This window comes from Hyphomicrobium zavarzinii ATCC 27496 (assembly GCF_000383415.1).
In the GTDB taxonomy this organism is placed as follows: Bacteria; Pseudomonadota; Alphaproteobacteria; order Rhizobiales; family Hyphomicrobiaceae; genus Hyphomicrobium_C; species Hyphomicrobium_C zavarzinii.
On the sequence record NZ_KB911256.1, the window covers coordinates 369,072 to 392,421 of the forward strand.

At 66.2% G+C, this 23,350-nt stretch carries 17 protein-coding genes; 15 read left to right on the top strand and 2 right to left on the bottom strand.

The window, feature by feature from the left end:
• The first annotated feature begins 16 nt into the window (after window positions 1-16).
• From F812_RS0105815 to ligA, 15 genes are all read left to right on the top strand, one after another.
• The gene (locus F812_RS0105815; protein ID WP_026867876.1) at window positions 17-1,468 is read left to right on the top strand and encodes a UDP-N-acetylmuramoyl-L-alanyl-D-glutamate--2,6-diaminopimelate ligase; all 1,452 of its coding nucleotides are present in this window, start codon (window positions 17-19) and stop codon (window positions 1,466-1,468) included.
• 55 nt (window positions 1,469-1,523) lie between these two features.
• Entirely contained in the window at window positions 1,524-2,933 is a 1,410-nt protein-coding gene (locus tag F812_RS0105820) for a UDP-N-acetylmuramoylalanyl-D-glutamyl-2,6-diaminopimelate--D-alanyl-D-alanine ligase (RefSeq protein ID WP_020085021.1), read from the top strand.
• 37 nt (window positions 2,934-2,970) lie between these two features.
• Window positions 2,971-4,053, top strand: coding sequence for a phospho-N-acetylmuramoyl-pentapeptide-transferase (gene mraY / locus F812_RS0105825; protein WP_020085022.1), 1,083 nt, complete (start codon window positions 2,971-2,973; stop codon window positions 4,051-4,053).
• A 168-nt stretch (window positions 4,054-4,221) separates the two neighbouring features.
• Window positions 4,222-5,634, top strand: a complete 1,413-nt coding sequence (gene murD, locus F812_RS0105830; RefSeq protein WP_020085023.1) for a UDP-N-acetylmuramoyl-L-alanine--D-glutamate ligase — start codon at window positions 4,222-4,224, stop codon at window positions 5,632-5,634.
• On the top strand, window positions 5,631-6,809 hold the full coding sequence (locus F812_RS0105835) for an FtsW/RodA/SpoVE family cell cycle protein (protein WP_020085024.1): 1,179 nt from the start codon (window positions 5,631-5,633) through the stop codon (window positions 6,807-6,809). The genes murD and F812_RS0105835 overlap by 4 nt, the downstream gene beginning before the upstream one ends.
• Entirely contained in the window at window positions 6,806-7,939 is a 1,134-nt protein-coding gene (murG, locus tag F812_RS0105840) for an undecaprenyldiphospho-muramoylpentapeptide beta-N-acetylglucosaminyltransferase (protein ID WP_020085025.1), read from the top strand. Before F812_RS0105835 ends, murG begins: the two co-directional genes overlap by 4 nt.
• 88 nt (window positions 7,940-8,027) lie before the next feature.
• Window positions 8,028-9,467 carry a UDP-N-acetylmuramate--L-alanine ligase gene (gene murC, locus F812_RS0105845; RefSeq protein WP_020085026.1) on the top strand — a complete coding sequence of 480 codons (1,440 nt, stop codon included), beginning with the start codon at window positions 8,028-8,030 and terminating at the stop codon, window positions 9,465-9,467.
• Window positions 9,468-9,777: 310 nt separating this feature from the next.
• Entirely contained in the window at window positions 9,778-10,737 is a 960-nt protein-coding gene (murB, locus tag F812_RS0105850; protein ID WP_020085027.1) for a UDP-N-acetylmuramate dehydrogenase, read from the top strand.
• 35 nt (window positions 10,738-10,772) lie between these two features.
• A complete protein-coding gene (locus tag F812_RS0105855; protein WP_020085028.1) occupies window positions 10,773-11,729 on the top strand; it encodes a D-alanine--D-alanine ligase in 957 nt (318 codons plus the stop codon).
• A gap of 11 nt (window positions 11,730-11,740) precedes the next feature.
• Window positions 11,741-12,670, top strand: coding sequence for a cell division protein FtsQ/DivIB (locus F812_RS25300; protein ID WP_020085029.1), 930 nt, complete (start codon window positions 11,741-11,743; stop codon window positions 12,668-12,670).
• A 14-nt stretch (window positions 12,671-12,684) separates the two neighbouring features.
• Entirely contained in the window at window positions 12,685-13,965 is a 1,281-nt protein-coding gene (gene ftsA, locus F812_RS0105865) for a cell division protein FtsA (protein WP_026867878.1), read from the top strand.
• 98 nt (window positions 13,966-14,063) lie between these two features.
• A complete protein-coding gene (gene ftsZ / locus F812_RS22775) occupies window positions 14,064-15,830 on the top strand; it encodes a cell division protein FtsZ (protein ID WP_020085031.1) in 1,767 nt (588 codons plus the stop codon).
• A 285-nt stretch (window positions 15,831-16,115) separates the two neighbouring features.
• Window positions 16,116-17,057 carry a UDP-3-O-acyl-N-acetylglucosamine deacetylase gene (gene lpxC / locus F812_RS0105875; RefSeq protein ID WP_026867879.1) on the top strand — a complete coding sequence of 314 codons (942 nt, stop codon included), beginning with the start codon at window positions 16,116-16,118 and terminating at the stop codon, window positions 17,055-17,057.
• Between the two features lie 305 nt (window positions 17,058-17,362).
• On the top strand, window positions 17,363-18,220 hold the full coding sequence (locus F812_RS22780) for an outer membrane protein assembly factor BamD (RefSeq protein ID WP_040498006.1): 858 nt from the start codon (window positions 17,363-17,365) through the stop codon (window positions 18,218-18,220).
• 76 nt (window positions 18,221-18,296) lie between these two features.
• Window positions 18,297-20,423 carry an NAD-dependent DNA ligase LigA gene (gene ligA, locus F812_RS0105885; RefSeq protein ID WP_020085034.1) on the top strand — a complete coding sequence of 709 codons (2,127 nt, stop codon included), beginning with the start codon at window positions 18,297-18,299 and terminating at the stop codon, window positions 20,421-20,423.
• Window positions 20,424-20,503: 80 nt separating this feature from the next.
• Here the strand turns inward: ligA and F812_RS26780 are convergent, their stop codons facing one another.
• Window positions 20,504-21,607 carry a FecR family protein gene (locus tag F812_RS26780; protein ID WP_020085035.1) on the bottom strand — a complete coding sequence of 368 codons (1,104 nt, stop codon included), beginning with the start codon at window positions 21,605-21,607 and terminating at the stop codon, window positions 20,504-20,506.
• 199 nt (window positions 21,608-21,806) lie between these two features.
• A complete protein-coding gene (locus F812_RS26430; protein ID WP_156827281.1) occupies window positions 21,807-23,159 on the bottom strand; it encodes a VOC family protein in 1,353 nt (450 codons plus the stop codon).
• Window positions 23,160-23,350 lie beyond the last annotated feature (191 nt).

A 23,350-nucleotide genomic window follows, 5' to 3' on the forward strand; every position in this document is an offset into this window, starting at 1 on the left:
CTCCGGCAGAGACGACATGCTTCTATCCTCGCTTATGACAGCCGCCGGTATCACCGCCGCTCCTCCGGGCAGCGCAGGTATCGACGTGACCGGCATCACCGACGACAGCCGCAAAGCCGCGCCGGGAGTGCTGTTCGCAGCCCTCTCCGGCAGCAAGGCCGATGGCGCGAAATTCATCGCCGATGCGGCCGTCAAAGGCGCCGTCGCGGTTCTCGCGGCGGAGACGGCCAGCGTCCCGGACGGCCTCGCGATTCCCGTGCTTCGCGCGCCCGAGCCGCGCCGCGCGCTCGCGCTGATGGCCGCAGCGTTCTACGCACGCCAGCCCGAGGTGGCCGTCGCGGTCACCGGCACCAGCGGAAAGACCTCGGTCGCCGAGTTCACGCGTCAGCTTTTCGCGGCCGCTGGACGGCGTGCTGCCTCGCTCGGCACCATCGGTCTCGTGAAACCGGATGGCGCGGTCTACGGCTCGCTCACGACCCCCGACCCGGTCACGCTGCACGAGACGCTCGCCGCTCTCGCGGCCGAAGGCATCTCGCACCTCGCGTTCGAAGCCTCCTCTCATGGCCTCGACCAGTACCGTCTGGATGGCGTGAAGGTCTCGGCCGGGGCCTTCACCAACCTCGGTCGCGATCACCTCGATTATCATCCGACGACCGAAGCGTATCTCGCGGCCAAGCTGCGCCTGTTCGAGGAGTTGCTGCCACCCGGCGCGCCCGCCGTCGTCAACGCCGATGGTGCACGCGCAGGCGACGTGGTGCGCGCGGCAGAAAAGCGGGGCCTCCGGCTCGTCACAGTCGGCGCAAAGGGCGAGACCGTGCGTCTCGAAAAGCTCGGCCGGGACGGCTTCGCCCAAACGCTCACCGTCCGGCACGCAGGCCGCACTTACGACGTGCACCTTCCGCTGATCGGCACCTATCAGGTGGAGAACGCTTTGGTGGCGGCAGGGCTCGCCATCGCGGTTGGAGAGGATCCCGCCGTCGTCATTCCCGCGCTCGAAGGGCTGAGCGGCGTCAAGGGCCGGCTCGAGATCGTGGGCGAGAAGAACGGCGCGCTCGCCGTAGTCGACTACGCACACAAGCCGGAAGCGCTCGAAGCCGCTCTCGACGGCGTCCGTCCGTTCGTGACGGGAAAGCTCATCTGCGTGTTCGGCTGCGGTGGGGATCGCGATCGCGGCAAGCGTCCCATCATGGGTGCCATCTCGGCCGCCCGCGCCGACGTCACCATCGTGACGGACGACAATCCGCGAACGGAGGAGCCGGCTGCGATCCGCGCCGAGATTCTGGCGGCCGCGCCGTCGGCGACGGAGGTTGGCGACCGCGCCGAGGCGATCCGCACGGCTGTCCGCCTCATGCAACCTGGTGATGTGGTGCTGGTCGCCGGCAAAGGCCACGAAACCGGCCAGATCGTAGGCCAGACCGTCATTCCCTTCTCGGATCACGATTGCCTGCGCGCGGCCCTCGCCGATTGATAACCTGCCGTCGCACAACAAGAAAGTCGTCCGGCCGGACGCACGGGACCCTTCGATGTCACTTCCTCTCTGGACCTTTGACGACCTAGTGCGCGCAACTGCCGGCCGGGCCGAGCGCGCGACCGGCGCTCCCATCACGGGCCTGTCGATCGATACGCGGACGCTCGCGCCGGGGGATCTCTTCGTTGCGCTCAAGGATCAGCGCGACGGGCACGAGTTCGTGACGAAAGCCTTCGAGGCGGGGGCCGCAGCGGCCCTGGTGGCGGAGGCCTACGAGGAGCGCCCGGGAGACGGACCGCTGATCCGCGTGCGCGACACGGTGGCGGGGCTCGAAGCCATCGGCCGCGCAGCGCGTGCGCGTCTCGCGCCCGAGGCGCGCGTGATCGCCGTGACCGGCAGCGTCGGAAAGACCGGCACCAAGGATATGCTGCGCGCCTGCCTTTCGCGCATCGGCTCTACCCACGCGGCCGATAAGTCCTTCAACAACCATTGGGGCGTGCCGCTCACCCTTGCGCGGATGCCGGCGTCCACGCGTTTCGGCGTGATCGAGATCGGCATGAACCACGCAGGCGAGATCACGCCGCTGACGCGCCTCGCCCGCCCGCACATCGCCATCGTCACCACCGTCGAGCCCGTCCACCTCGCGCAGTTTCCGAGCGTGGAAGCCATTGCCGAGGCAAAAGCCGAGATCTTTCTGGGACTGGAGCCGGGCGGCGTTGCCATCATCAACCGCGACAACGCGCATTTCGAAACGCTGCGCCGTCACGCGGAGGCCGTCGGCGCGCGCATCGTGTCGTTCGGCCAGGACGCGCGCGCGGACGTGAGACCCAAGACGCTCGAAATCGCCTCCGACGGAACCTCGATCGAGATGGATGTCGCGGGTCGCACCATCCGGTTCCGGGTCGCAATTCCGGGAATTCATATTGCCCGCAATGCCTTGGCCGTCGTGGCAGCTATAGAGGCCGCGGGAGCGGACGTGGAGGAAGCGCTCCAAGCGCTGGCCGCCCTGCCGCCACCACCCGGCCGTGGCTCGCGGACGGAGCTTCCCTTCCGGGATGGCCGTATCCTGCTAATCGACGAGAGCTACAACGCAAATCCTGCTTCCATGCGGGCGGCGCTTGCCGTTCTCGGCACCGTGCCGCGTGGCGTTTTTCCGCGCCGCATCGCCGTGCTGGGCGACATGCTGGAGCTGGGCCCCGAGGAAAAAGCGCTCCACGCCGGGCTCAAGGAAGCAGTTGACGCCGCCGGTACGGATCTGGTTTTTGCCTGTGGGCCGAACATGGCGCATCTTTTCGCGGCCTTGGCACCGGAGAGGCAGGGGGCCTGGGCGCCGGAATCTGGCGAGCTCAGAGAACGGCTGATCGCCGCGCTCGCTCCGGGAGACGTGATCATGATCAAGGGATCGAACGGCAGCCGCATGGGTCCGGTCGCGGACGCACTGGTGAAACTGTTGGGCACCAAATAGGTCTGTTCGGGGCTGGGAACGAGGGGGAAGGAAGACCATGCTGTATGAGCTCGTAAGCTTCAGCGATCAGATCGGCATATTGAACGTCTTCCGCTACATCACCTTCCGCACCGGCGGCGCCATTTTCACCGCGCTTCTCTTCGTTCTTCTCTTTGGCCCCGGCATTATCGATCTGCTCCGCCTGAAGCAGGGCAAGGGCCAGCCAATCCGCGAGGACGGCCCCAAGTCGCATTTCTCGAAGAAGGGTACGCCCACCATGGGCGGCCTCATGATCCTGGCTAGCGTCACCGTCGCGACGCTTCTCTGGTCGGATCTCGCGAACGTCTACGTCTGGGTCGTGCTGCTGGTCACGCTCGCCTATGGCGGCATCGGCTTCTACGACGACTATCTCAAAGTCACAAAGCAGCAGCCGAGCGGCTTCGGCGGCTGGGCGCGCCTGGGTCTCGAGATCGCGGTCGCCGCGTTGGCGGTCTACATCATCATGGATCTCTCGACGGAGGAGCTGTCGGGCAAGCTCGCGCTCCCGTTCTTCAAGACGGCGCTCGTCGATCTCGGCGCGTTCTTCATCATCGTCGGCATGATCGTCATCGTCGGCGCGGGCAATGCGGTCAACCTGACGGACGGCCTCGACGGCCTCGCCATCGTGCCCGTCATGATCGCGGCGGCCACCTTCGGCCTCATCGCCTATCTCATCGGCAACGTGAAGTTCGCCTCCTACCTGCAGATCCACCACGTCGCGGGCACCGGCGAACTGGCCGTCATCTGCGGCGCCCTGATCGGCGCTGGTCTTGGCTTCCTCTGGTTCAACGCGCCACCCGCCATGATCTTCATGGGCGACACGGGATCGTTGGCGCTCGGCGGCGCGCTCGGCACCATCGCGGTCGCCACCAAGCACGAGGTCGTCCTCGCCATCGTCGGCGGCCTGTTCGTACTGGAGACGTTGTCCGTCATCATCCAGGTGACCTCGTACAAGCTTACCGGAAAACGCGTCTTCCGCATGGCCCCGCTGCATCACCACTACGAGCAGAAGGGCTGGCACGAGAGCACCGTCGTCGTCCGCTTCTGGATCATCGCCGTGATCCTGGCTCTGATCGGCCTCGCCACCCTGAAGCTGCGCTGATGCCGGGATGACGGTGATTGTTTGTCTCGACGAACGGCAAATAAGGCAACGTCACCCCGACGGAGACCGGGGTTCAGACGCAGTTCCGGACGCTTGAGCGGGCCACGCTTGGCGAACGGCGCGCCGGCCACGATTCAATCGCGCGAGAAAAGGCATTAGCCTGAGCCCATGATTCGCATCACGACCTTCAAGGACCGGACGGTTGCGGTTTTCGGCCTCGGCGCTTCCGGGCTCGCGACTGTGCGCGCGCTTATGGAAGGCGGCGCCCGCGTCGCCGCATGGGACGACAGTGAGGCGGGCCGCAAGGCGGCAACCGACGCGGGATGCCCCGTCGTCGATCTCACGCAGGTGAATTGGCGGGAGTTCGCCGCGCTCGTCCTCGCGCCGGGCGTTCCGCTGACGCATCCCGAGCCCCACTGGACAGTCGTGAAGGCGCAGGCGGCTGGCGTCGAGATCATCGGCGACGTGGAGCTGTTCTTCCGCGACCGCACTGTGAGCGCGCCCCATTCGCCCGTCGTCGCCATCACCGGCACCAACGGCAAATCCACCACCACGGCGCTGATTGCGCATATCCTCCGCGAATACGGCAACGACGTACAACTCGGCGGCAACATCGGCCGCGCCGTGCTGACGCTGGAGCCGCCGGCCGACAACCGAATTCACGTGCTGGAGCTGTCGAGCTTCCAGATCGACCTCTCGCCGGGCGCCGCGCCCACCGTCGCAGTCCTCCTCAACGTAACGCCCGACCACATCGACCGCCATGGCACCGTCGAGCACTATGCCGAGGTGAAGCGCCGCCTCGTCGACAAGGCTGAGGGCACGGCCGTGATCGGCATCGACGACGACTGGTGCGCAGGCATTGCAGAGAGCCTCGAGGCGGGAGCGAAGCCAAACGTCCGCCGCGTCTCCATCCGCGGCGCAATCGACCGCGGACTCTATGCACGTGACGCGCGCGTTTTCGAACGCGGTGCAGAGGGGCGCGAGATCGAGCGCGCAAACCTCGCGGGTATCCCCACGCTGCGCGGCAGCCACAACTGGCAAAACGCCGCCGCCGCCATCGCCGCCGTCGAGGCCCTCCCGGAGAAGTTCCGCGCAGGGGGCGATCTTCAGGCGGCCCTCAGAAGTTTCCCCGGCCTTCCGCATCGCCTGGAGGTCGCGCAGAAGATCGGCCCCGTCGATTTCATCAACGACAGCAAGGCCACCAACGCCGACAGCACCGAGAAGGCGCTCGCCTCCTTCGAAGGCAACATCTACTGGATCCTCGGCGGTAAGCCGAAAGCCGGCGGCATCACGACGCTCGCGCCCTACTTTTCGCGCATCGCCAAGGCCTACCTCATCGGCGAAGCGACGGAGGAATTCGCGGCGACGCTGGGGGATGCGGTGCCGTTCGAGCGTTCCGGCACGCTCGACGTCGCCGTGCGCAATGCGGCATCCGATGCGCTCGCCTCAGGCAAGCCGGGTAGCGTCGTGCTGCTCTCTCCCGCGTGCGCCTCCTACGACCAGTTCAAGAATTTCGAGGTGCGTGGCGACGCCTTCAAGAAGCTCGTCGCGCATCTCGCAGCCGAGCGAGACGGCCGATGAAGTTCTCGCGCGCCGACAGAAGCCGGCTCGCGGAATGGTGGTTCACCGTCGACCACGTGCTCCTCTACGCGATCCTCATCATCGTTGCCGCGGGTGTAGTCCTCTCCCTCGCGGCGAGCCCCGCCGTCGCGGTGAAGAAGGGCCTCTCCCCTTACTACTTCGTCGAGCGGCACGTCATCTTCTCGCTGGCGGGCATTGTCATCATGCTTGCGGTCTCGCTGCTGGGGCCTGCTGCCGTTCGCCGCCTCGCCATCCTCACGCTCGCAGCCTCGATGATCGGCCTCGTCGCGGTGTACTTCATGGGCGAGGAGATCAACGGCGCTCGCCGCTGGCTGTCCATCGAAGGCCATTCGATCCAGCCGTCCGAGTTCGCAAAGCCCGCGTTCGTGGTCGTATCCGGCTGGCTGCTCGCCGAGGCGCGCCGCCGCCCGGACATGCCGGCCCTCACGCTGGCCATGAGCCTGTTTGCGATTTTTGCCGGCTTGCTCGTTATCCAGCCTGACGTCGGTCAGACGATGCTCGTCACCATGGTCTGGATGACGATGCTGTTCGTCTCGGGCCTTGCCGCCACAGGGGCCGCTGTCGTCGCCGTCGCAGGCGCCGTCGGGCTTTACGGGGCCTACATCTATTTTCCGCACGTCGCCTTCCGCATCGACCGCTTCATCAATCCGCAGACCGGAGATTTCAGCCAGGGAGACCGCGCGATCCGCTCGTTCGTCGAAGGCGGTTTTCTCGGGCGCGGCCCGGGCGAGGGCACCATCAAGACCTCTCTGCCGGACGCGCACACGGACTACATTTTCGCCGTCGTGGCCGAGGAGTACGGGGCGCTCGCCTGCCTCGCGCTGCTCTGTCTCTTCGCCTTCGTCGTCCTGCGCGCGCTCCGCCACGCCGAGAGCGAGCCCGACGCCGCCACGCGCCTCGGCATCGTCGGCCTCTCGCTGATGTTCGGGCTTCAGGCCTTGATCAATATGGGTGTGAACGTCGGCCTGCTTCCTGCCAAGGGCATGACGTTGCCGTTTCTTTCGGCGGGCGGCTCCTCCATGCTTGCCATTTCGCTGACGCTCGGCATGTTGCTGGCGTTGACCCGCCGCCGCCCGGATGCGGACCGCCTCAAAAAGCCCCCATTGATGCCGAGCCTTCCGAGCCTCGCTCCCAACAACGAGACACGAACGTGACGCGTGAGCCCCCCACCATCCTGCTTGCCGCTGGCGGAACCGGCGGCCATTTGTTTCCCGCCTATGCCCTGGCAGAGGAGCTGGGGCGGCGCGGATTTGCCGTGGACCTCGTTACGGACATGCGCGGCGACCGCTACGGCACCGGCTTCCCCGCGCGCTCCGTCTATCAGCTTCCGGCGGCGACGCCGGGCAGCAAGCGCAACCCTATCGCGCTTGCCCGGGCGAGCTTCACCCTGGCCCGCGGCATCCTCAAAGCGCACAAGCTGCTTCGTTCCGTGAAGCCTGCGGCTGTGGTCGGCTTCGGCGGCTATCCCACCATTCCCCCGCTGGTGGCTGCCCGGATGCTCGGCGTCCCGTCGATCATTCACGAGCAGAACGCCGTGCTGGGCCGCGCCAACCGCGTGCTCGCGAAACACGCCGCCGCCGTCGCCACCTCGTTCCGCAAGACGAAGTTCCTGGAGGGCGCACTGGCGGAGAAGGCCCGCTTCACCGGCAATCCCGTGCGGGGCGTGGTCATCGAGGCGGCCAAGACCCCCTACCCGCCGCTGAACCAGAACGGCCCCATTCACCTCCTCGTCTTTGGTGGCAGCCAGGGTGCCCGTTTCTTCTCCGAAGCCGTGCCGCCGGCCCTGGCGACGCTGCCCCTTTCCGTCCGCCAACGGCTGAAGCTCGTTCAACAGGCTCGCGAGGAGGACGTGGCCGCCGTGAAGGCGGAAACCGCCGCGGCCGGCATAGACGCCGAGATCGCCACTTTTTTCAAGAACTTGCCGCAGATCATGGCCGATAGCCACGTGGTGATCGCCCGCGCCGGTGCCTCCTCCGTCGCCGAATTGGCAGTCATCGGGCGCCCGTCGATCCTCGTACCTTTGCCGCATTCTCTCGACAGTGATCAGCTTGCAAACGCTACGAACCTTGCCGAATCGGGGGGCAGCTGGTGTATCGAGCAAAGGGATCTGACGCCGCTGCGTTTGGCGACAGAACTCGGAAGGCTGTTCGATTCACCCGACACTCTCTCGCGTGCGGCCGCCAGTGCCAAAGCCCAGGGGCAGGCGTCCTCCGTGGGCCTGCTCGCGGATCTGGTCGGGGACGTGATCGGAAGACGCCGCGGAGCAGACGGGGGAACGTCGTGACTCTGACGATACGTCACACTCACGCGCGCCAAGGGCAGGACATAGTGTCCCCGAGGCGCCCCGCGCGGCAGGAATAGGAACACCACGCATGCAGATGCCCCGTGACATCGGGCCGTTTCACATCATCGGTATCGGCGGCATCGGCATGAGCGCCATCGCCGAGATCCTGCTCGCCAAAGGCTACAGCGTCCAGGGCAGCGACCAGAAGGATTCCGCCAATGTCCGCCGCCTGCGCGCGAAAGGCGTGCGCGTGTTCGTTGGCCATGATGCGGTGAACCTTATCGGCGCCCGCCAGGTCGTGATCTCGACGGCGGTGAAGCGCAACAATCCGGAGTTCGAGGCGGCCCGCGCCAAGGGGCTGCCCATCGTGCGCCGCGCCGAGATCCTGGCCGAGCTGATGCGCCTCTACGCAACTGTCTCTGTGACCGGTACCCACGGCAAGACCACCACCACTTCCCTGATCAGCACCATCTTCGAGCACGCGCGCCTGGATCCCACCGTGATCACCGGCGGCATCATCAACTCGTGGGGCTCCAACGCACGCCTCGGCCAGGGCCGCTGGATGATCGTCGAAGCCGACGAGAGCGACGGCACCTTCACGCGCCTCCCGACCGAGATCGGCGTCGTGACCAACATCGATCCCGAGCACCTCGACTACTTCGGCTCCGTCGAGAACATGCACCGCGAGTACGAAGCCTTCTTCCGCAACATCCCCTTCTATGGCCTCGCGGTCACCTGCACCGATCATCCGGTCGCGCGCGAGATGGTGGAGCGCCTTGAATTGAAGCGCGACGGCCGCCCGCTTCTCACCTACGGCACACGTGACGACGCAGACATCGTGCTGCGCGCTGTCCGTGCCGACGGCGGTGGAACCGTGATCGATGCGGACCTCGGCCCGCGCGTGAAGGGGGGCGCCCGCGCCATCCGCGGCTGGACCGTTCCGATGCCGGGCCAGCACAACGCTCTGAATGCGCTCGCCGCTATCGCCGTGTCGGCAGAGGCGGGCATCCCGGACGACGTCATTCGCTCGGGCCTTGCGAGCTTCTCCGGCGTCAAGCGCCGTTTCCAGCTAACCGGCACCTGGAATGGCGTGCAGATCTTCGACGACTACGGGCATCACCCAGCGGAGATCGCGGCCGTCCTCGAAGCTGCGCGAGCGGGTGCACGCGGGCGTGTGATCGCCGTCGTGGAGCCTCATCGCTACACGCGCGTGCGTGATCTCTTCCGTGAGTTCTCAGCCTGCTTTCGCGCGGCTGACAGCGTGATCGTCGCGCCGCTCTACAGCGCGGGCGAGCAGCCCATCGACGGTATCGATCCGCTCTCGCTGGCCGAGGGCATCCGCGGCATGGGCCACACCGCAGTCGCCACCATCGAAGACCCGCGTGAGCTCGTGGGCGTAATCCGGCGTCACGGCCGTCCGGACGACATGGTGATCTTCCTCGGCGCCGGCAACTCCACCGAATGGGCGCACGCGCTTCCCGAATGGCTGGCCGCCGCCGAGCCCCGCCGCGCCGGGAGCGCCCTGTGACGATCAAAACGAACGCAGCGGAAGCTTCCTCCCCCTTGTGGGAAGGGGGCAGGGCATGGGCGGATCCCAGCTCTCGTTACGGCTGGACATCCCTTCTTCCTTCGAAAGCGATGCGGCAAGCGGAGCTGGATTCCGGCCTACGCCGGGATGACGGTGTTTTTCGTCCGGCCCACAGCCCCAAATTTACGTCACACCGGCGAAGGCCGGTGTCTAGACACGTCTCCGGAGCATCGCGACCGCAAGAGCTTGCGGGCAGCCACGGTCGTTTGCGGGTAGGTCACTCTTGCGATCTGGCCAGGAGTGAAGCGCGATGACCTTCCCCGATCTCACGCCGGACCTGAAAGAACGCATGCCGGAGCTGCGCGGGCGCCTCTCCGCCAACGTGTCGATGGCTGACATAACTTGGTTCCGCGCCGGTGGCCCCGCACAGGTGCTGTTTACGCCTGCCGACGAGGCGGACCTCGCCTACTTCCTCAAGAACAAGCCGAAAGACCTCGCGACCTTCGTCATCGGCCTGGGATCGAACCTGCTCGTGCGTGACGGAGGCGTGCCCGGCATCGTTATCCGCTTGGGGCGCGGTTTCGGCGAGATCAAGGTCGAGCCCGGCAACCGCATCCGCGTCGGCACCGTCGTGCCGGACGTGAAGGTCGCGCGGGCCGCAGCGGATGCAGGCATTGCCGGCCTCGCCTTCTATCGCGGCATCCCGGGCTCCATCGGCGGCGCCTTGCGCATGAACGCGGGCGCCCACGGCAGCGAGACGAAGGACGTGCTGCGCGAAGCGCGCGCCGTCGACCCGGAGGGCAACATCCATGTGCTCTCGCTCGCCGACATGGGCTTCACCTATCGCCACAGCGCCATCCCGTCCGACTGGATCTTCACCGAAGCCCTGTTCGAAGGAACGCCGGGCGATCCCGCAGAGATCCTGCGCGCTATGGACGAGGTGGCGGAGTATCGGGAGAAGAACCAGCCGATCAAGGAGCGCACCGGCGGCTCCACCTTCAAGAACCCGCCCGGCCACAGCGCCTGGAAGCTGATCGACGCCGCCGGCTGCCGCGGCTTTCGCGTGGGCGGCGCGGCCGTGTCCGAGAAGCACTGCAACTTTCTGATCAACGACCGCAACGCCACCGGCGAGGACATCGAGCGCCTGGGCGAGACGGTGCGTGCGCGCGTGAAGGCCGACGCTGGCGTCACGCTCGAATGGGAGATCATCCGCCTGGGGTTGCCTGAGGCCGGCCGTCCGGTCGGCGAGGCGCTGGCTGCGGCGGAATAGGGAAACGGCGAACATCTGTCTGAGACTGTGAAATCATGACCAACACGCTGGGCGAGCCACCGCAAAGGACCTTCGAGCACGTGGCCGTTCTGATGGGAGGCCTCTCCGCCGAGCGCAGCGTGAGCCTCCGCTCCGGCGCCGCCGTCGCGGATGCGCTCGAAGGCGAGGGCTACCGCGTCACCCGCATCGACGTCGATCGCGACATCGCCGCCCGCCTCGCGGCCGTGCGCCCGGATGTGTGCTTCAATGCGCTGCATGGCCGCTTCGGAGAGGACGGTTGCATCCAGGGCATCCTGGAGATGATGGCCATTCCGTACACGCACTCGGGCGTGCTGGCGTCCGCCCTCGCCATGCACAAGGAGAACGCCAAGGCGATCATGAGACTGGCCGGCGTGCCGGTCGCGGAAGCAAAGCTCCTCACCCGCAGCGACGCCGCGGCCGCTCACGCGCTACCGCCGCCTTACGTCGTGAAGCCCGTCGATGAAGGCTCGAGCGTCGGCGTCCTCATCATCCGCCCCGGCAATAATGACTGGTCGCGCGCCATTCTCGAAGGCGGCGCGCCGGAGCAGGTTGTGATGGTGGAGCGCTTCATCCCCGGGCGCGAGCTGACCTGCGCGGTGATCGGGGACTTCGCGACCGACGTGATCGAGATCGTGCCCCAGAAGGGCCTCGCCTTCTACGATTTCGAGGCGAAATACGCCCCCGGCGGCTCTACCCACGAGCTTCCGGCAGATATTTTACCGAATGTTTACCAGTTGATCCGGAAATACACGTTGGCGGCCCATGCGTCGCTTGGCTGCCGTGGTGTGTCTCGCGCGGACTTCCGCTTCGACGATACCGACGGCGGAACCGGCGAGCTGATCTGCCTTGAAGTCAACACGCAGCCGGGCATGACGGGAACTTCTCTGGTTCCGGAGCTTGCTGCACATGCGGGCTGGTCATTTGGCAAGCTCGTGAGATGGATCGTCGAGGACGCGAGTTGTTCGAGGTAGGGCAGGACCGTATGACCCGACTGCAGGCGCACGATGCGATCCTGCAAGCACCCGCTCACGACCCGCTTCCACACTCCGAAACGCCCCCCGCCCGTAGCCCCAAAGGCCCCTATCAGGTCGAGCAGAAGCTTGCGCTGGGCCTTGGCGCGCCGTCGCCGCGCCGGCGCTTCTCGCTGGCTGCTTGGAAGCCCAGGCGCGCCCGTCTTCTGTTCGCTGCGCTCGGGATCGGCTTGGCTCTGGGCGCGGTCGAGGAGACGGTCCGCCTCGGCAAGCATTCGCCCGAGGTCCAGCGCACCGCGCGCTTTCTGGGCTTCGGCATCGATCAGGTCACGCTCAAGGGTCATCATTTCAGCTTCGATCGCGACATCTTCGATGCGCTCGATCTCGCCAACGTGCGCACGTTCGCGGCCCTCGATACCGCCGCCGTCAAAGCCCGCATCGAACGCCTGCCCTGGGTCGATACCGCCGAACTCACGCGCGTCTATCCCGGCCGCCTCGACATCCGCGTGACCGAGCGGAAGCCTTACGCGCTCTGGACGCGCGCCGACCGCCATTACCTCATCGACAAGACTGGCCGCGTGCTTGCCGCCGTCAGCGGCGCACAGCTCCCCGATCTTCCCCGTGTCTCCGGAGAAGGTGCTGCTGCCGATGCCGCAGGTCTCATGGAGAGCCTCGCCCGCTATCCCGAGATCGCGGCCCGCATGGGCGAGGCCGAGCGCGTATCGGAGCGCCGCTGGCGGCTCAAGCTCACCAACGCCACGACGATAGAGCTGCCAGCCGACGGAGAGGTCGGCGCGCTCGAGGAGATCGCCCGCGATACGGCGCTCCTCCGTCTCGTCGCCGGCGGCAAGACGACGCTCGATTTCCGCGGCCCCGGCCGCGTCGCCATCCGCCCCGAGGCGCCGCCTGCCGCCGGGCCCGCGCCGAACACCGGCTCTTGAGGAGAAGAGATCCGATGACACGAGACAAGGCAAAACGGCGGAGCGGAGGGCCGAAACGCGTGACGGCCGTGCTCGATATCGGCACCAGCAAGATCGCGTGCCTGATCGCATCGGTCGAGCCCGGGCGGCGCGAGGACGGCAGCCCGGACGTGCGCATTCTCGGCATCGGCCATCAGCGCGCCGAGGGCGTGAAGGGTGGCGTCATCATCGATCTCGACCGCGCCGAGCAGGCGGCCCGCGCGGCCATCGCCCAGGCCGAGCGCATGGCGGGCTTCGAGCTCTCCGAGATCCACGTCGCCGTGTCCTGTGGACGCTTGAGGTCTCACAATTTCTCCGCCAAGGCCGACATCGCGAGCGGCATCGTCGCCAACGCCGACGTGGACCGCCTGCTCACGGCCGGCCAGGCTTATGTCGAGCGGGACGGCCGTGCGCTCGTGCATATGAACGAGGTGGCCCTGCGCATCGACGGCGCCCCCGGCTCGCGCGACCCCCGCGGTATGGCGGCCCGCAGGCTGGACCTTGATCTCCATGCCGTGACGGCAGACGAGGCACCCCTGCGCAACCTTTTGATGGTGGTGGGACGCTGCTACCTCGAGGTCGCGAGCCACGTCCCCGCCCCGTTTGCCAGCGCCCTTGCCGTTACGAGCGAAGACGAGCGCCGGCTCGGCGTGACCGCCGTGGACATCGGCGCCGGCACCACCGGCATCGCCATGTTTGCCGAGGATCGGTTTCTCTACGCCTGCTCCGCGCCCTTGGGCGGCACCCAGATCACCTTCGATATCGCCCGCGCGTTGCATGCACCTCTTGCGGAGGCCGAGCGAATCAAAGCGCTTTATGGCACAGTGGTCTGCGCTCCGTCTGACGAGCACGACGTCTTTACGTACCCGGCATCCGGCGACGAGGAAGGCGTCATGCATCACATGACGAAGGCCGAGCTTGCTGAGGTGATCCGGCCTCGCGTAAAGGCGATCGTCGATCATATCCGGCAACGCCTGGACGCGTGCGAGATGACGGCTTATGCCGGCCGCTGTCTTGTGCTCACAGGGGGTACGAGCCAGTTGACCGGCTTGGCCGATTTTGTAGCCGCAGAGTTGGGCCGCCCTGTGCGTATTGCAGGTCCGCAGGCGATTTCAGGATTGCCGCCTGCGCTATCGAGTTCCGCGTTCTCGACCGTGGTCGGATTGCTCCTCGCGGAAACGCCCGAGCACGCCGGCAGGCGGATCAATCGCAGCCGCGACGCCGAATCGGGAAGCTACCTGAAGCGCGTCGGATCCTGGCTGCGGGAAGGGTTCTAGCTCGGAGTGCCGCCAGCAACGGATCGGGCCCGGGCCGAGTTGGGAATGCCGGGGAGCCGCGTTGCGGACTGATCTCCCTCGCGTGAAACGGGGGCGAAATGAGCATCAGAGGTCACCTGCCGAATCTTTCGGATGTGAGACCCAAGCTCACGGTGATCGGCGTCGGCGGCGCCGGTTGCAACGCTGTCAACAACATGATCGCGACGGGCCTCGTGGGCGTCGATTTCATCGTCGCCAACACCGATGCCCAGGCGCTTGCGGCAGCCAGCACGGATGTACGCATCCAGCTCGGCGCCGAATTGACCGAAGGCCTCGGAGCTGGATCGCGCCCTGAAATCGGCGAGGCGGCGGCCGAGGAAGCCATCGAGGACATCCGCAAGCACATCAAAGGCTCGCACATGGTGTTCATCGCCGCCGGCATGGGCGGCGGCACCGGTACGGGTGCCGCCTCTGTCATCGCACGCGTGGCGCGCGAGCTCGGAATTCTAACGGTCGGCGTCGTCACCAAGCCGTTCCTGTTCGAAGGCGCGCGCCGCATGCGCATCGCGGAAGCGGGCGTGGCAGAGCTGCGCAATTTCGTCGACACGCTGATCGTCATTCCGAATCAGAACCTGTTCCGCATCGCGAGCGAGAAGACCACCTTCTCCGAAGCCTTCGTGATGGCCGATCAGGTGCTCTATTCGGGCGTGGCCTGCATCGTCGACCTGATCATCAAGGAAGGCCTGATCAACCTCGATTTCGCCGACGTGCGCACCGTCATGACGGGCATGGGCACGGCGATGATGGGAACCGGCGAGGCAACCGGCGAGCGCCGCGCCACCGTCGCCGCCGAGGAAGCCATCTCCAACCCGCTGCTCGACGACGTGTCGCTGCGCGGCGCAAAGGGCCTGCTGCTCTCCATCACCGGCGGCCCCGGCCTCACGCTCTACGAAGTGGACGAGGCGGCGAGCCGCGTGCGCCAGGAGGTCGATCCCGAGGCGAACATCATCGTCGGCGCCACCTACGACGAGACGTTGGGAGATCGGATCCGCGTCTCCATCGTGGCGTCCGGCATGAGTCGCGCTGGCGAGGCCGAACGCGCCCCGCCCGCACCCGCCGAGGATTGGATTCGCGCGGCCTCTCGTGCCGCGCCTGGCCGCCCGCAGGCTCCAGAGAGCTCCCGCCATGCCCCGCCGCCGCCGCCGCCGAGCTACGCGCCGGAGCCCGCGCGCGAGCATCGCGGCGGCGCCCACGACCTTCAGCAGCGCCTGACCGAGGCCCTGCAATACGCTCCGTCGGCTGCTTCCCAGTTCGGGACCCCCCGGACTCAGGCCTCCATGGGCCACGAGCCCGCTCGCGGCCGCGGTGGGGAACCCTGGCGGGGCCCCGGCAATGTCATGATCGAGGACGGTCCGCCGCAGTTGCAGGCCGCGTCCGCGCCGCCCCCCCTTCCGCAGGGGTATGTCTCGGCCCACGGCCAGGCGGGATCGTTCGCGCCCCAGCCCCCGTCCGAGGTGCGCCGCCAGCAACGGCGTTTGCCCGATGCCAACGATTTCCCGCCGCAGGTTCAGCGGCAGTATTCCGAGCGTCCGCATGCCGATCCGGAGCCGCCGATTTATGCTCCTGAGCCGCGGCAAGCCCCGCACCAGGAACCGCGTCGGCGACTCGGTCTTTTCGAGCGTTTAGCGGGCCGGGTACGCGGCGGATCTGATTCGGATACACGCCAGCGAATTTCCCCCCAATCCTATCAACAAGAGCAGCCCTCCGAGCCGCCCGCACCAGCGGACGGCGAAGGCTACGAGCGCTATGCTCAAGCGCCGGATGCGTACGAGCGCGAAAATCAAGACGTTGAACTACCAGTGTTTTTCAGAGAAAGACGGAGATAGTCCACGACCCGTCCGAAGGCCGTTTTCGGCGCTTCGGCGGAGCCGTCCCGAACGTAACACGCCGTAAGAAAGCGTGATTTGTGCCACAGCGGGACGGGGGCTATCGTTTCTTAATAACGACCGGTTCGCGCTACATCCGCATCACCCAACTGCCCTTCGAGCTTGCCAAAAATAAGCGACTTGGGCGGTTAAAAAACGGGGAATGGAGTGAGCGGCGCGCGAACGTCGGCCGGGGGTGGCAAACCGTTCAAGACGGAATGCCGATGCATCGAGGGACGGCGCAGCATGTCGAATCGATTTATTGGCGCGCGACAGACGACGATTGCTCAGGAAATCCAAGTCCACGGCACGGGGGTGCACAGCGGAGCGCCAGTATCGGTTATCCTGCATCCGGCAGTAGCCGACACTGGGCTCCGTTTCGTGGTTACGAAACGTGGACGCATCACCGCCGAGATCCCCGCTAAAGTCTGCAACGTCAAAAATCTCACGCTCTGCACGGTCATTGGAAACGAAGACGGCGTAACCGTCTCCACCGTCGAGCATCTTCTCGCCGCCCTCCGCGGCCTCCAGATCGACAACTGCCTCATCGAAATCGACAGCAAGGAAGTGCCGATCATGGACGGCAGCTCCGCGCCGTTCGTCGAGGCGATCGATCAAGTCGGCATCCGCGAGCTTCCTGCCCCGCGCCGTTTCCTCAAGGTTTTGAAGCCCGTGCGCGTCGAAGAGGGTGAGTGCTGGGGCGAGCTGACGCCGCACTCCGGTTTCCATCTCGACGTCGAGATCGATTTCCCGTCCGCCGTTATCGGCAAGCAGCGCTTGGCCTTCGAGATGAGCCCCGGCGTGTTCCGCAATGAGCTGGCGAATGCCCGCACTTTCGGCTTCATGAGCGACGTGGAGCGCCTTTGGAAGGCGGGCCTCGCACTCGGTGCCAACCTCACCAACACCGTTGCCATCGGCGACGATCGCATCATGAACCGCGAAGGCCTGCGCGATCCGCAGGAGTTCGTGCGCCACAAGATGCTGGACGCTGTTGGCGATCTCAGCCTCTCGGGTCACCCGATTCTGGGCGCCTACCGTTCGGTCAAGGGCGGCCACCGCCTGAACTCGCTGGTACTCCAGAAGCTGCTCGAGGATAGCTCGGCCTGGGCCATCGTGCAGGCTCCGCGCGTCCGCGAGACCCGCCCCGTTGCCTTCGAGCGGGCTGCCGTCGCGGCTGCCGGCGAGTAAGCTGCGGATCCGGCGGACGACCTTCCTCTACCTTGAGAACCGCCCATGCGGCCGCGAAAGCGCGGCCCCGCGCAGAGACGTGAATGAGTCGCGCCAACGGCTTGTTCTAGATGGCGCTTCCGGCGATCCGCTCACACCCGAATACGCCTCCGAGCCTCACATCAACCACATTGTGGAACTACGGTCACCAGAAGGGATTTCGAGGGCCTGTTGGCTTCAGGCCTGATCTGAAGTGTGCTAATCAACGCAAAACGCTGCCGGGCGGGATGGCGGCGCGTCAGAACGTCGGCTGGGGAGTAGGGCATTTGCTGAAGACGCCGAAATGGGCAGCGGCCGTTGTTTGGTGCGCCATGGGCGGTGTTGCGCTGACGCTCGCGGGCTGCGCGTCCTCCTCCGATAGCGCCACGATCCTGAACACCGATCCGCCCGAGAAGATGTACGCCGACGCCGATACCCTGATGAACAAGGGTAAGTTCGAGGACGCGGCGCGCAAGTTCGAGGATCTCGACCGCTCGCATCCCTATTCGCCGGAAGCTCGCCGCGCCATCGTGCTGGCGGCCTACGCCTATTACAAGGCCGGCAAGACGCCGGAAGCTATCGCATCGGCAGAGCGTTACACGATCATGCATCCCGGCACCAAGGATGCGCCGCTCGCCCACCACATCATCGCCTCGGCCTACTTCGACGACATCAAGACTGCGAATCGCGACCAGGGCGCGACTCGCAAGGCGCTGGAGCAGCTTCGCATTCTGAAGTCGCGCTATCCCGACAGCACCTATGCGCGCGATGCCGAGAACCGCATTCGCATTGCCGAGGACACGCTCGCGGCGTCCGAGATGGAAGTCGGCCGCTATTACATGAAGGACAAGAACTTCGTCGCGGCCATCAATCGCTTCAAGACCGTCGTCTCCGACTACCAGACGACCGCCCACGTCGAGGAAGCCCTCATGCGCCTCACCGAGTGCTACATGGCGCTCGGCGTGATCAACGAGGCGCAGACGGCCGTGGCGGTGCTTGGCCACAACTTCCCGGAATCGAAGTGGTACAAGAGCGCTTATGCGCTTCTGAAGTCCGAGGGCCACGCCCCGGCCGTGAACAGCGATTCCTGGATCACCAAGGCGTGGAAGGCCGTTCCCAAGCTGTCGCTCGGCGGCCCCGGCTGACCCCCGGCGCGGCACGTTTCCGCCGCCAGGGAACGGTTGCGTTGAGAACGCCTGAGCGAGTACACCGTGACGGGCGATGTCTAGAAAAAAGCCCCAACCACGCCCTGTCGATGAGCTGAGCGCCAGCGAAGCGGCCTCGGAGCTCGCGCACCTCGCGGAAGAGATCGCCCGCCACGACAGGCTCTATTACCAATCCGATGCGCCCGAGATCTCGGATGCGGAGTACGACGACCTGCGCCGGCGCAACGACGCGATCGAGGCCAGGTTTCCCGGGCTGATCCGTGCCGATAGCCCATCCCACAGAGTGGGCGCGGCGGCGTCGGAGACCTTCGCCAAGGTACGCCACCGCGTGCCCATGCTCTCTCTCGGCAACGCCTTCGACGACGAGGAGGTGTCAGAGTTCGCCGCGCGCGTGCGCCGCTTCCTCTCCCTCAAGACGGACGATGCGCTCGCCTTCACGGCGGAGCCGAAGATCGACGGCCTGTCGATCTCCCTGCGCTACGAGAACGGCCACTTCGTGGAAGCCGCCACGCGCGGCGACGGCGCCGAAGGCGAGAACGTCACGGCCAACGTCGCCACCATTCGCGAGATCCCGAAGAAGCTCAAAGGCCGCCACGTTCCCGAGGTAGCGGAGGTGCGCGGCGAGATCTACATGGGCCACGCCGATTTCGCCGCCCTCAACGCGGCACAGGCCGAGAGCGGCGGCAAGGTGTTCGCCAATCCGCGCAATGCGGCGGCAGGCTCGCTACGCCAGCTCGATCCTGCCATCACGGCGGCCCGCCCCCTGCGCTTCTTCGCCTATGCCTGGGGCGAGATGTCGGACATGCCTTCCGACAGTCAGAACGGCATGGTCGAGGCCTTCGCCCACTGGGGCATGCCGGTCAATCCGCTGATGACCCTTTGCGAGAGCGCGCAGGACCTGCTGTCTTTCTATCGTGAGATCGGCGAGCGCCGCGCGAGCCTCGGCTACGATATCGACGGCGTTGTCTACAAGGTGAACCGGCTCGACTATCAGGCCCGCCTCGGCTTCGTGTCGCGCTCCCCGCGCTGGGCCATCGCCCACAAGTTTCCGGCCGAGCAGGCGGTCACCGTGCTCCGCGACATCGAGATACAAGTCGGCCGCACCGGCTCGCTGACGCCCGTCGCCAAGCTCGAGCCGGTGACGGTCGGCGGCGTCGTGGTCTCGAACGCCACGCTGCACAACGAGGACGAGATCGCGCGCAAGGACATTCGCGTCGGCGACACCGTCGTCGTGCAGCGCGCGGGCGACGTCATCCCGCAGATCGTGCGCGTCGTTACCGAGAAGCGCCCGCTTTCCGCCCAGCCGTTCCTGTTTCCGAAGACCTGCCCCGTCTGCGGCAGCCATGCCGTACGCGAGGCGGACGAATCTCCGGGCGCCGGCGGTGTCGTGCGCCGCTGCACCGGTGGCCTCATCTGCCCGGCTCAGGCCAAGGAGCGCTTGAAGCACTTCGTCTCGCGCCTTGCCTTCGACATCGAAGGTCTCGGCGAGGAGAAGATCGAGACGTTCTTCGACGACGAGCTCATCCTCCGCCCGGCAGACATCTTCACGCTGGAAGAGCGAGACAAGAAGAGCCTGACACCGCTCAGAAACCGCAAGGGAATGGGCACGAAGTCGGTCGAGAAGCTGTTTCGCGCCATCGATGCCCGCCGCACCATCACGCTCGACCGCTTCATCTTTGCGCTCGGCATCCGCCACGTGGGCGAGACCACGGCCAAGGATCTCGCCAAAGCCTACCTCACGTTCGAAGCGCTCCGCGGCGCCGTCGAGGCCGCGGTCCGCGATGGCAAGGAGAGCGAGGCCTACGCCGACATCGACGCCATCGAAGGCATCGGTGAGACGGTAGTCGACGCCCTCGTCGACTTCTTCTCGGAGCCTCACAACGTCGAAGCCCTGGACGATCTCTTGGCGCACGTGACAGTGGCCCCGTTCGAGCGGCCCGTTGCGGTCTCCTCGCCCGTCACCGGCAAGACCGTCGTCTTCACCGGCAAGCTCGAGCGCGTCGGGCGCAGTGAGGCGAAGGCCCAGGCCGAGCGTCTCGGCGCCAAGGTCGCCGGATCGGTGTCCGCCAAGACGGACTACGTGATCGCAGGCGCGGACGCGGGCTCGAAGCTCACCAACGCCCAGAAGCTCGGCGTCAAGGTTCTCACCGAAGACGAGTGGCTGGCGCTCATCGGCGCGTAATCCCAGACACGACGAACCAGGCACAACAAAAAACGGAGGAGCTTTCGGCTCCTCCGCTTCGCCCTCATCGAGGCCGGCGACTACCGGCCGCTGTAATACCTGTCCACGTACTTCCGCCAGCCGGTCGCCGGGCCGCCGGAGCTTGCGGCATCTGCACGCTCGATGGTGCCGTTCTTGCGCAGCTTGTCGATGGTCGTGGGCGCATACTGGGAAGCGGTATCGAGGCCTTTCTCACGCTGCTTCGTGTAGCGATCGGTCTTCTGCGTATGGCGCTCGTACTTGTCCATGCCGCGGCCCGTCTTGCGGGGATCCTTCATCGTGCCGACGCTGTTGCCGGTGGGCTCGATATTGGTCTTTTTGATCTTGGTGCGCTTGGGCGGCAGGTTCGTCATCGCGGGCGTCTCCGTAGCCTCGGCGGAAGCCTGCTGCTGGCGCTTCTTCTTAGGTGCTTCAGCGCGGCGCTTCGGAGTCTCCTTCGCCGTGTCGGACGTCGGCTGAAGCACGGCCTCGCGGGTAAGCACGGGCTTGGGATCGACCGACGGCGGCGTGCCGACGAATGGGAATGCGGTATCGAACGAGATCTTCTCGATGCCCGGCAGCGTGGCCCATCGGGTCGGCTTGCTGAGCTCACCCCCGCTCGAGATGCGGATGAGCTTGCCCGGTTCGGAATGATCGCGGCAGGTCCCAGTCGCATTGCAGACGCGCACGGCGCCCTCGTGCAGCAGCAGCCAGCTCGTGCCGCCGTCCTCCACGAACACGTCGAAGATGGTGCCGCGAACCGTGATCGAGGCGGAGGGAACATGAATGACGTAGGCCGGCTTTTCCGCGAGGCCCGTGACGAACCGGAAGGCGCCCTTGGCGAAGCGCATCACCACCGAGTTGCCGCTCTTTGCGGGATCGTAGACGAATTTATCGAGCGTCAGCCGCGCACCGGGACCGAGCGCGAGTTTCGTATCGTCGAGCAGCTTGAACTCGCCCGATCCGTCCTGGCTCACCTCGATCAGCTCGTCCTGATTGATGAGGTCGCCGGACGCGAGGTTGCGGGTGTCCTTCGCGAGCTGCGCGGTGACGAGCTGCGCCACGCTGACGGTGTTGCCGATGGTTTCGGCCGAAGCGTATCCGATAGGAAGGCTGGCCGCACCCGTGAGCAGGCTCAGAAACAGCAGGGAGGCTTTCGAGGACATGGTCGCGCCCTTTCTCTCGTTCTCTGTTGACGCACAACGCCTGTTCGGCATGCGTGGCCGCGCCTTGCGGCAAGCCCACTGCAACCGATCCTGAGCCAGAGTGGAGGGGAATGCGAAGGCGCGCTGTTCCGTCGGGAACACCGCGCCTTTAAGCCTGTCGGGGCGGGTCGATCCCGCGCTTGAGGAAAAGCGGAAACCGCTATTTGTACCAGGTGTTATAGGGCCAGGGCACGTCGTGCAGGTCCACCACATAGGTCGGCAGAACGCGCGAGGCACGGGCCGTCGCTTGCTTCTGGCTCTTCTGCGACGATTTCGATGCACGCCGCGCGCTGCTCTGCTCGCGATCGGGCGCGGCGGCGTGCGGCGTGGCGGTGTCATCATCGTCGGAAGCCGCGGCGTGTGCCTTGGCCGGCGCTTGTTCGGCAGCCTTTTCCGATGCCGGATTGGTCGCGGAAGTCTCGATGCCGCTTGCCCCAGCCGGCGTGGCAACGGACGACGGGGCCTCCGGCGGCGTCGCAGCAGGCGCATTGAGAGCGACCGGCGCGGCAGGCGCCTCCGGCGTAGCCTCGGCGACAGGCGGCTCCGCAGCCTTGACCTCGGCCTGTTGTTTCGGCGGGCTTGGCTCGTTGGTTGCGGATTTGACGGCGAGCTTCTCCTCGCTGATGCGCTTGGCCTCGACGGCAGCGTCGAGCGCATCCTGTTCGCGCTTCAGCTCCTCGCGAAGCGCGGCAATGGCCGTCTCGGCGGAGCGCCGCGCCGTCTGTTCCTCGGAAAGGCGTTCGGACGTCTTGCCCGCATCGGCTTCCGTCGCGATCCGCCGCGCCCGCTCGCTGGCCAGATCGCTGTTGAGCGATTGCGCCAGCTCGTCGGCCTTGCGCTTCTCCGCGCGCACCTTCACCAGCTCCGCGTAGGCGCGTTCTGCTTCGGCCGCCTGGTGACGGCCCGCGGCATCGGCGAGCCGCTTTGACAGATCCGACTTGATCTCGTCCGCGAACACCCAGCAGGTTGCGCCGAGCGCCACCATCAGGCCGGCGATGCTCATCAGCACACGCGGGCTGTGGCGCCGGCGTGGCGGTTCCGGCAGCGCTTCCACCGAGGGCGGAGCTGACGCCGACGTCATCGTCAGGCCCTTGCCGGGGTTATAGGTGCCGAAGTTCCAGATGTGTCCCTGCGGATCGCGGCAGGAATAGCCGCGCCGTCCGAGGCCGTCGCTCTTGATCTCGAGCACGATCTCCGCGCCTTTGTCGCGCGCGCGGGCATAGTGGGTGTCCGCATCGTCCACGACGATGTAGCAGCTCTGCGTCTCGACACCGCCCACCTCGTCCGGCTGGCGCATCAGCTTGTCGAGATCGGTATCGCGCACGGCGCCCATCATCATCAGGCTGCCGCGATAGCTCATCTGGCCGTAGATCACCTCGCCGTCGCTATCGCTGACGGCGATCTGCTTTTCGAACCCGAACGCATCCTCGAGCCAGCTCATCGCCTCCGCCAAATCGCGGTAGCGCATCAAAGGCATGAGGTTTGGAGCGGGCAGAGTGCTGCTCGCGGTCATGAAACGCTCCAAAAGAGTCTGTTGCAGGTTTAATCGCAACCGCACGCAAGGCGCACGACCGAAAGATCGAAAACGGGACGTGCAGCGCTGGGCCACGGCACACCCGAATCACATCTAATAAATCATAATAGAAAATCGGCGTGACGCATTGAAGAAAGTAGGAAAAATGTGCGCGCTGCCTTCTTGCTGTT

What these genes read in the sequence shown, in the direction of transcription:
- F812_RS26430 (WP_156827281.1), bottom strand. Translation starts at nt 23,159, where the DNA reads ATGACCGCGAGCAGCACTCTGCCCGCTCCAAACCTCATGCCTTTGATG.
- ftsZ (WP_020085031.1), top strand. Translation starts at nt 14,064, where the DNA reads ATGAGCATCAGAGGTCACCTGCCGAATCTTTCGGATGTGAGACCCAAG.
- murD (WP_020085023.1), top strand. Translation starts at nt 4,222, where the DNA reads ATGATTCGCATCACGACCTTCAAGGACCGGACGGTTGCGGTTTTCGGC.
- F812_RS0105855 (WP_020085028.1), top strand. Translation starts at nt 10,773, where the DNA reads ATGACCAACACGCTGGGCGAGCCACCGCAAAGGACCTTCGAGCACGTG.
- lpxC (WP_026867879.1), top strand. Translation starts at nt 16,116, where the DNA reads ATGTCGAATCGATTTATTGGCGCGCGACAGACGACGATTGCTCAGGAA.
- F812_RS26780 (WP_020085035.1), bottom strand. Translation starts at nt 21,607, where the DNA reads ATGTCCTCGAAAGCCTCCCTGCTGTTTCTGAGCCTGCTCACGGGTGCG.
- F812_RS0105820 (WP_020085021.1), top strand. Translation starts at nt 1,524, where the DNA reads ATGTCACTTCCTCTCTGGACCTTTGACGACCTAGTGCGCGCAACTGCC.
- ligA (WP_020085034.1), top strand. Translation starts at nt 18,297, where the DNA reads ATGTCTAGAAAAAAGCCCCAACCACGCCCTGTCGATGAGCTGAGCGCC.
- mraY (WP_020085022.1), top strand. Translation starts at nt 2,971, where the DNA reads ATGCTGTATGAGCTCGTAAGCTTCAGCGATCAGATCGGCATATTGAAC.
- F812_RS0105815 (WP_026867876.1), top strand. Translation starts at nt 17, where the DNA reads ATGCTTCTATCCTCGCTTATGACAGCCGCCGGTATCACCGCCGCTCCT.
- murC (WP_020085026.1), top strand. Translation starts at nt 8,028, where the DNA reads ATGCAGATGCCCCGTGACATCGGGCCGTTTCACATCATCGGTATCGGC.
- F812_RS0105835 (WP_020085024.1), top strand. Translation starts at nt 5,631, where the DNA reads ATGAAGTTCTCGCGCGCCGACAGAAGCCGGCTCGCGGAATGGTGGTTC.
- F812_RS25300 (WP_020085029.1), top strand. Translation starts at nt 11,741, where the DNA reads ATGACCCGACTGCAGGCGCACGATGCGATCCTGCAAGCACCCGCTCAC.
- ftsA (WP_026867878.1), top strand. Translation starts at nt 12,685, where the DNA reads ATGACACGAGACAAGGCAAAACGGCGGAGCGGAGGGCCGAAACGCGTG.
- murB (WP_020085027.1), top strand. Translation starts at nt 9,778, where the DNA reads ATGACCTTCCCCGATCTCACGCCGGACCTGAAAGAACGCATGCCGGAG.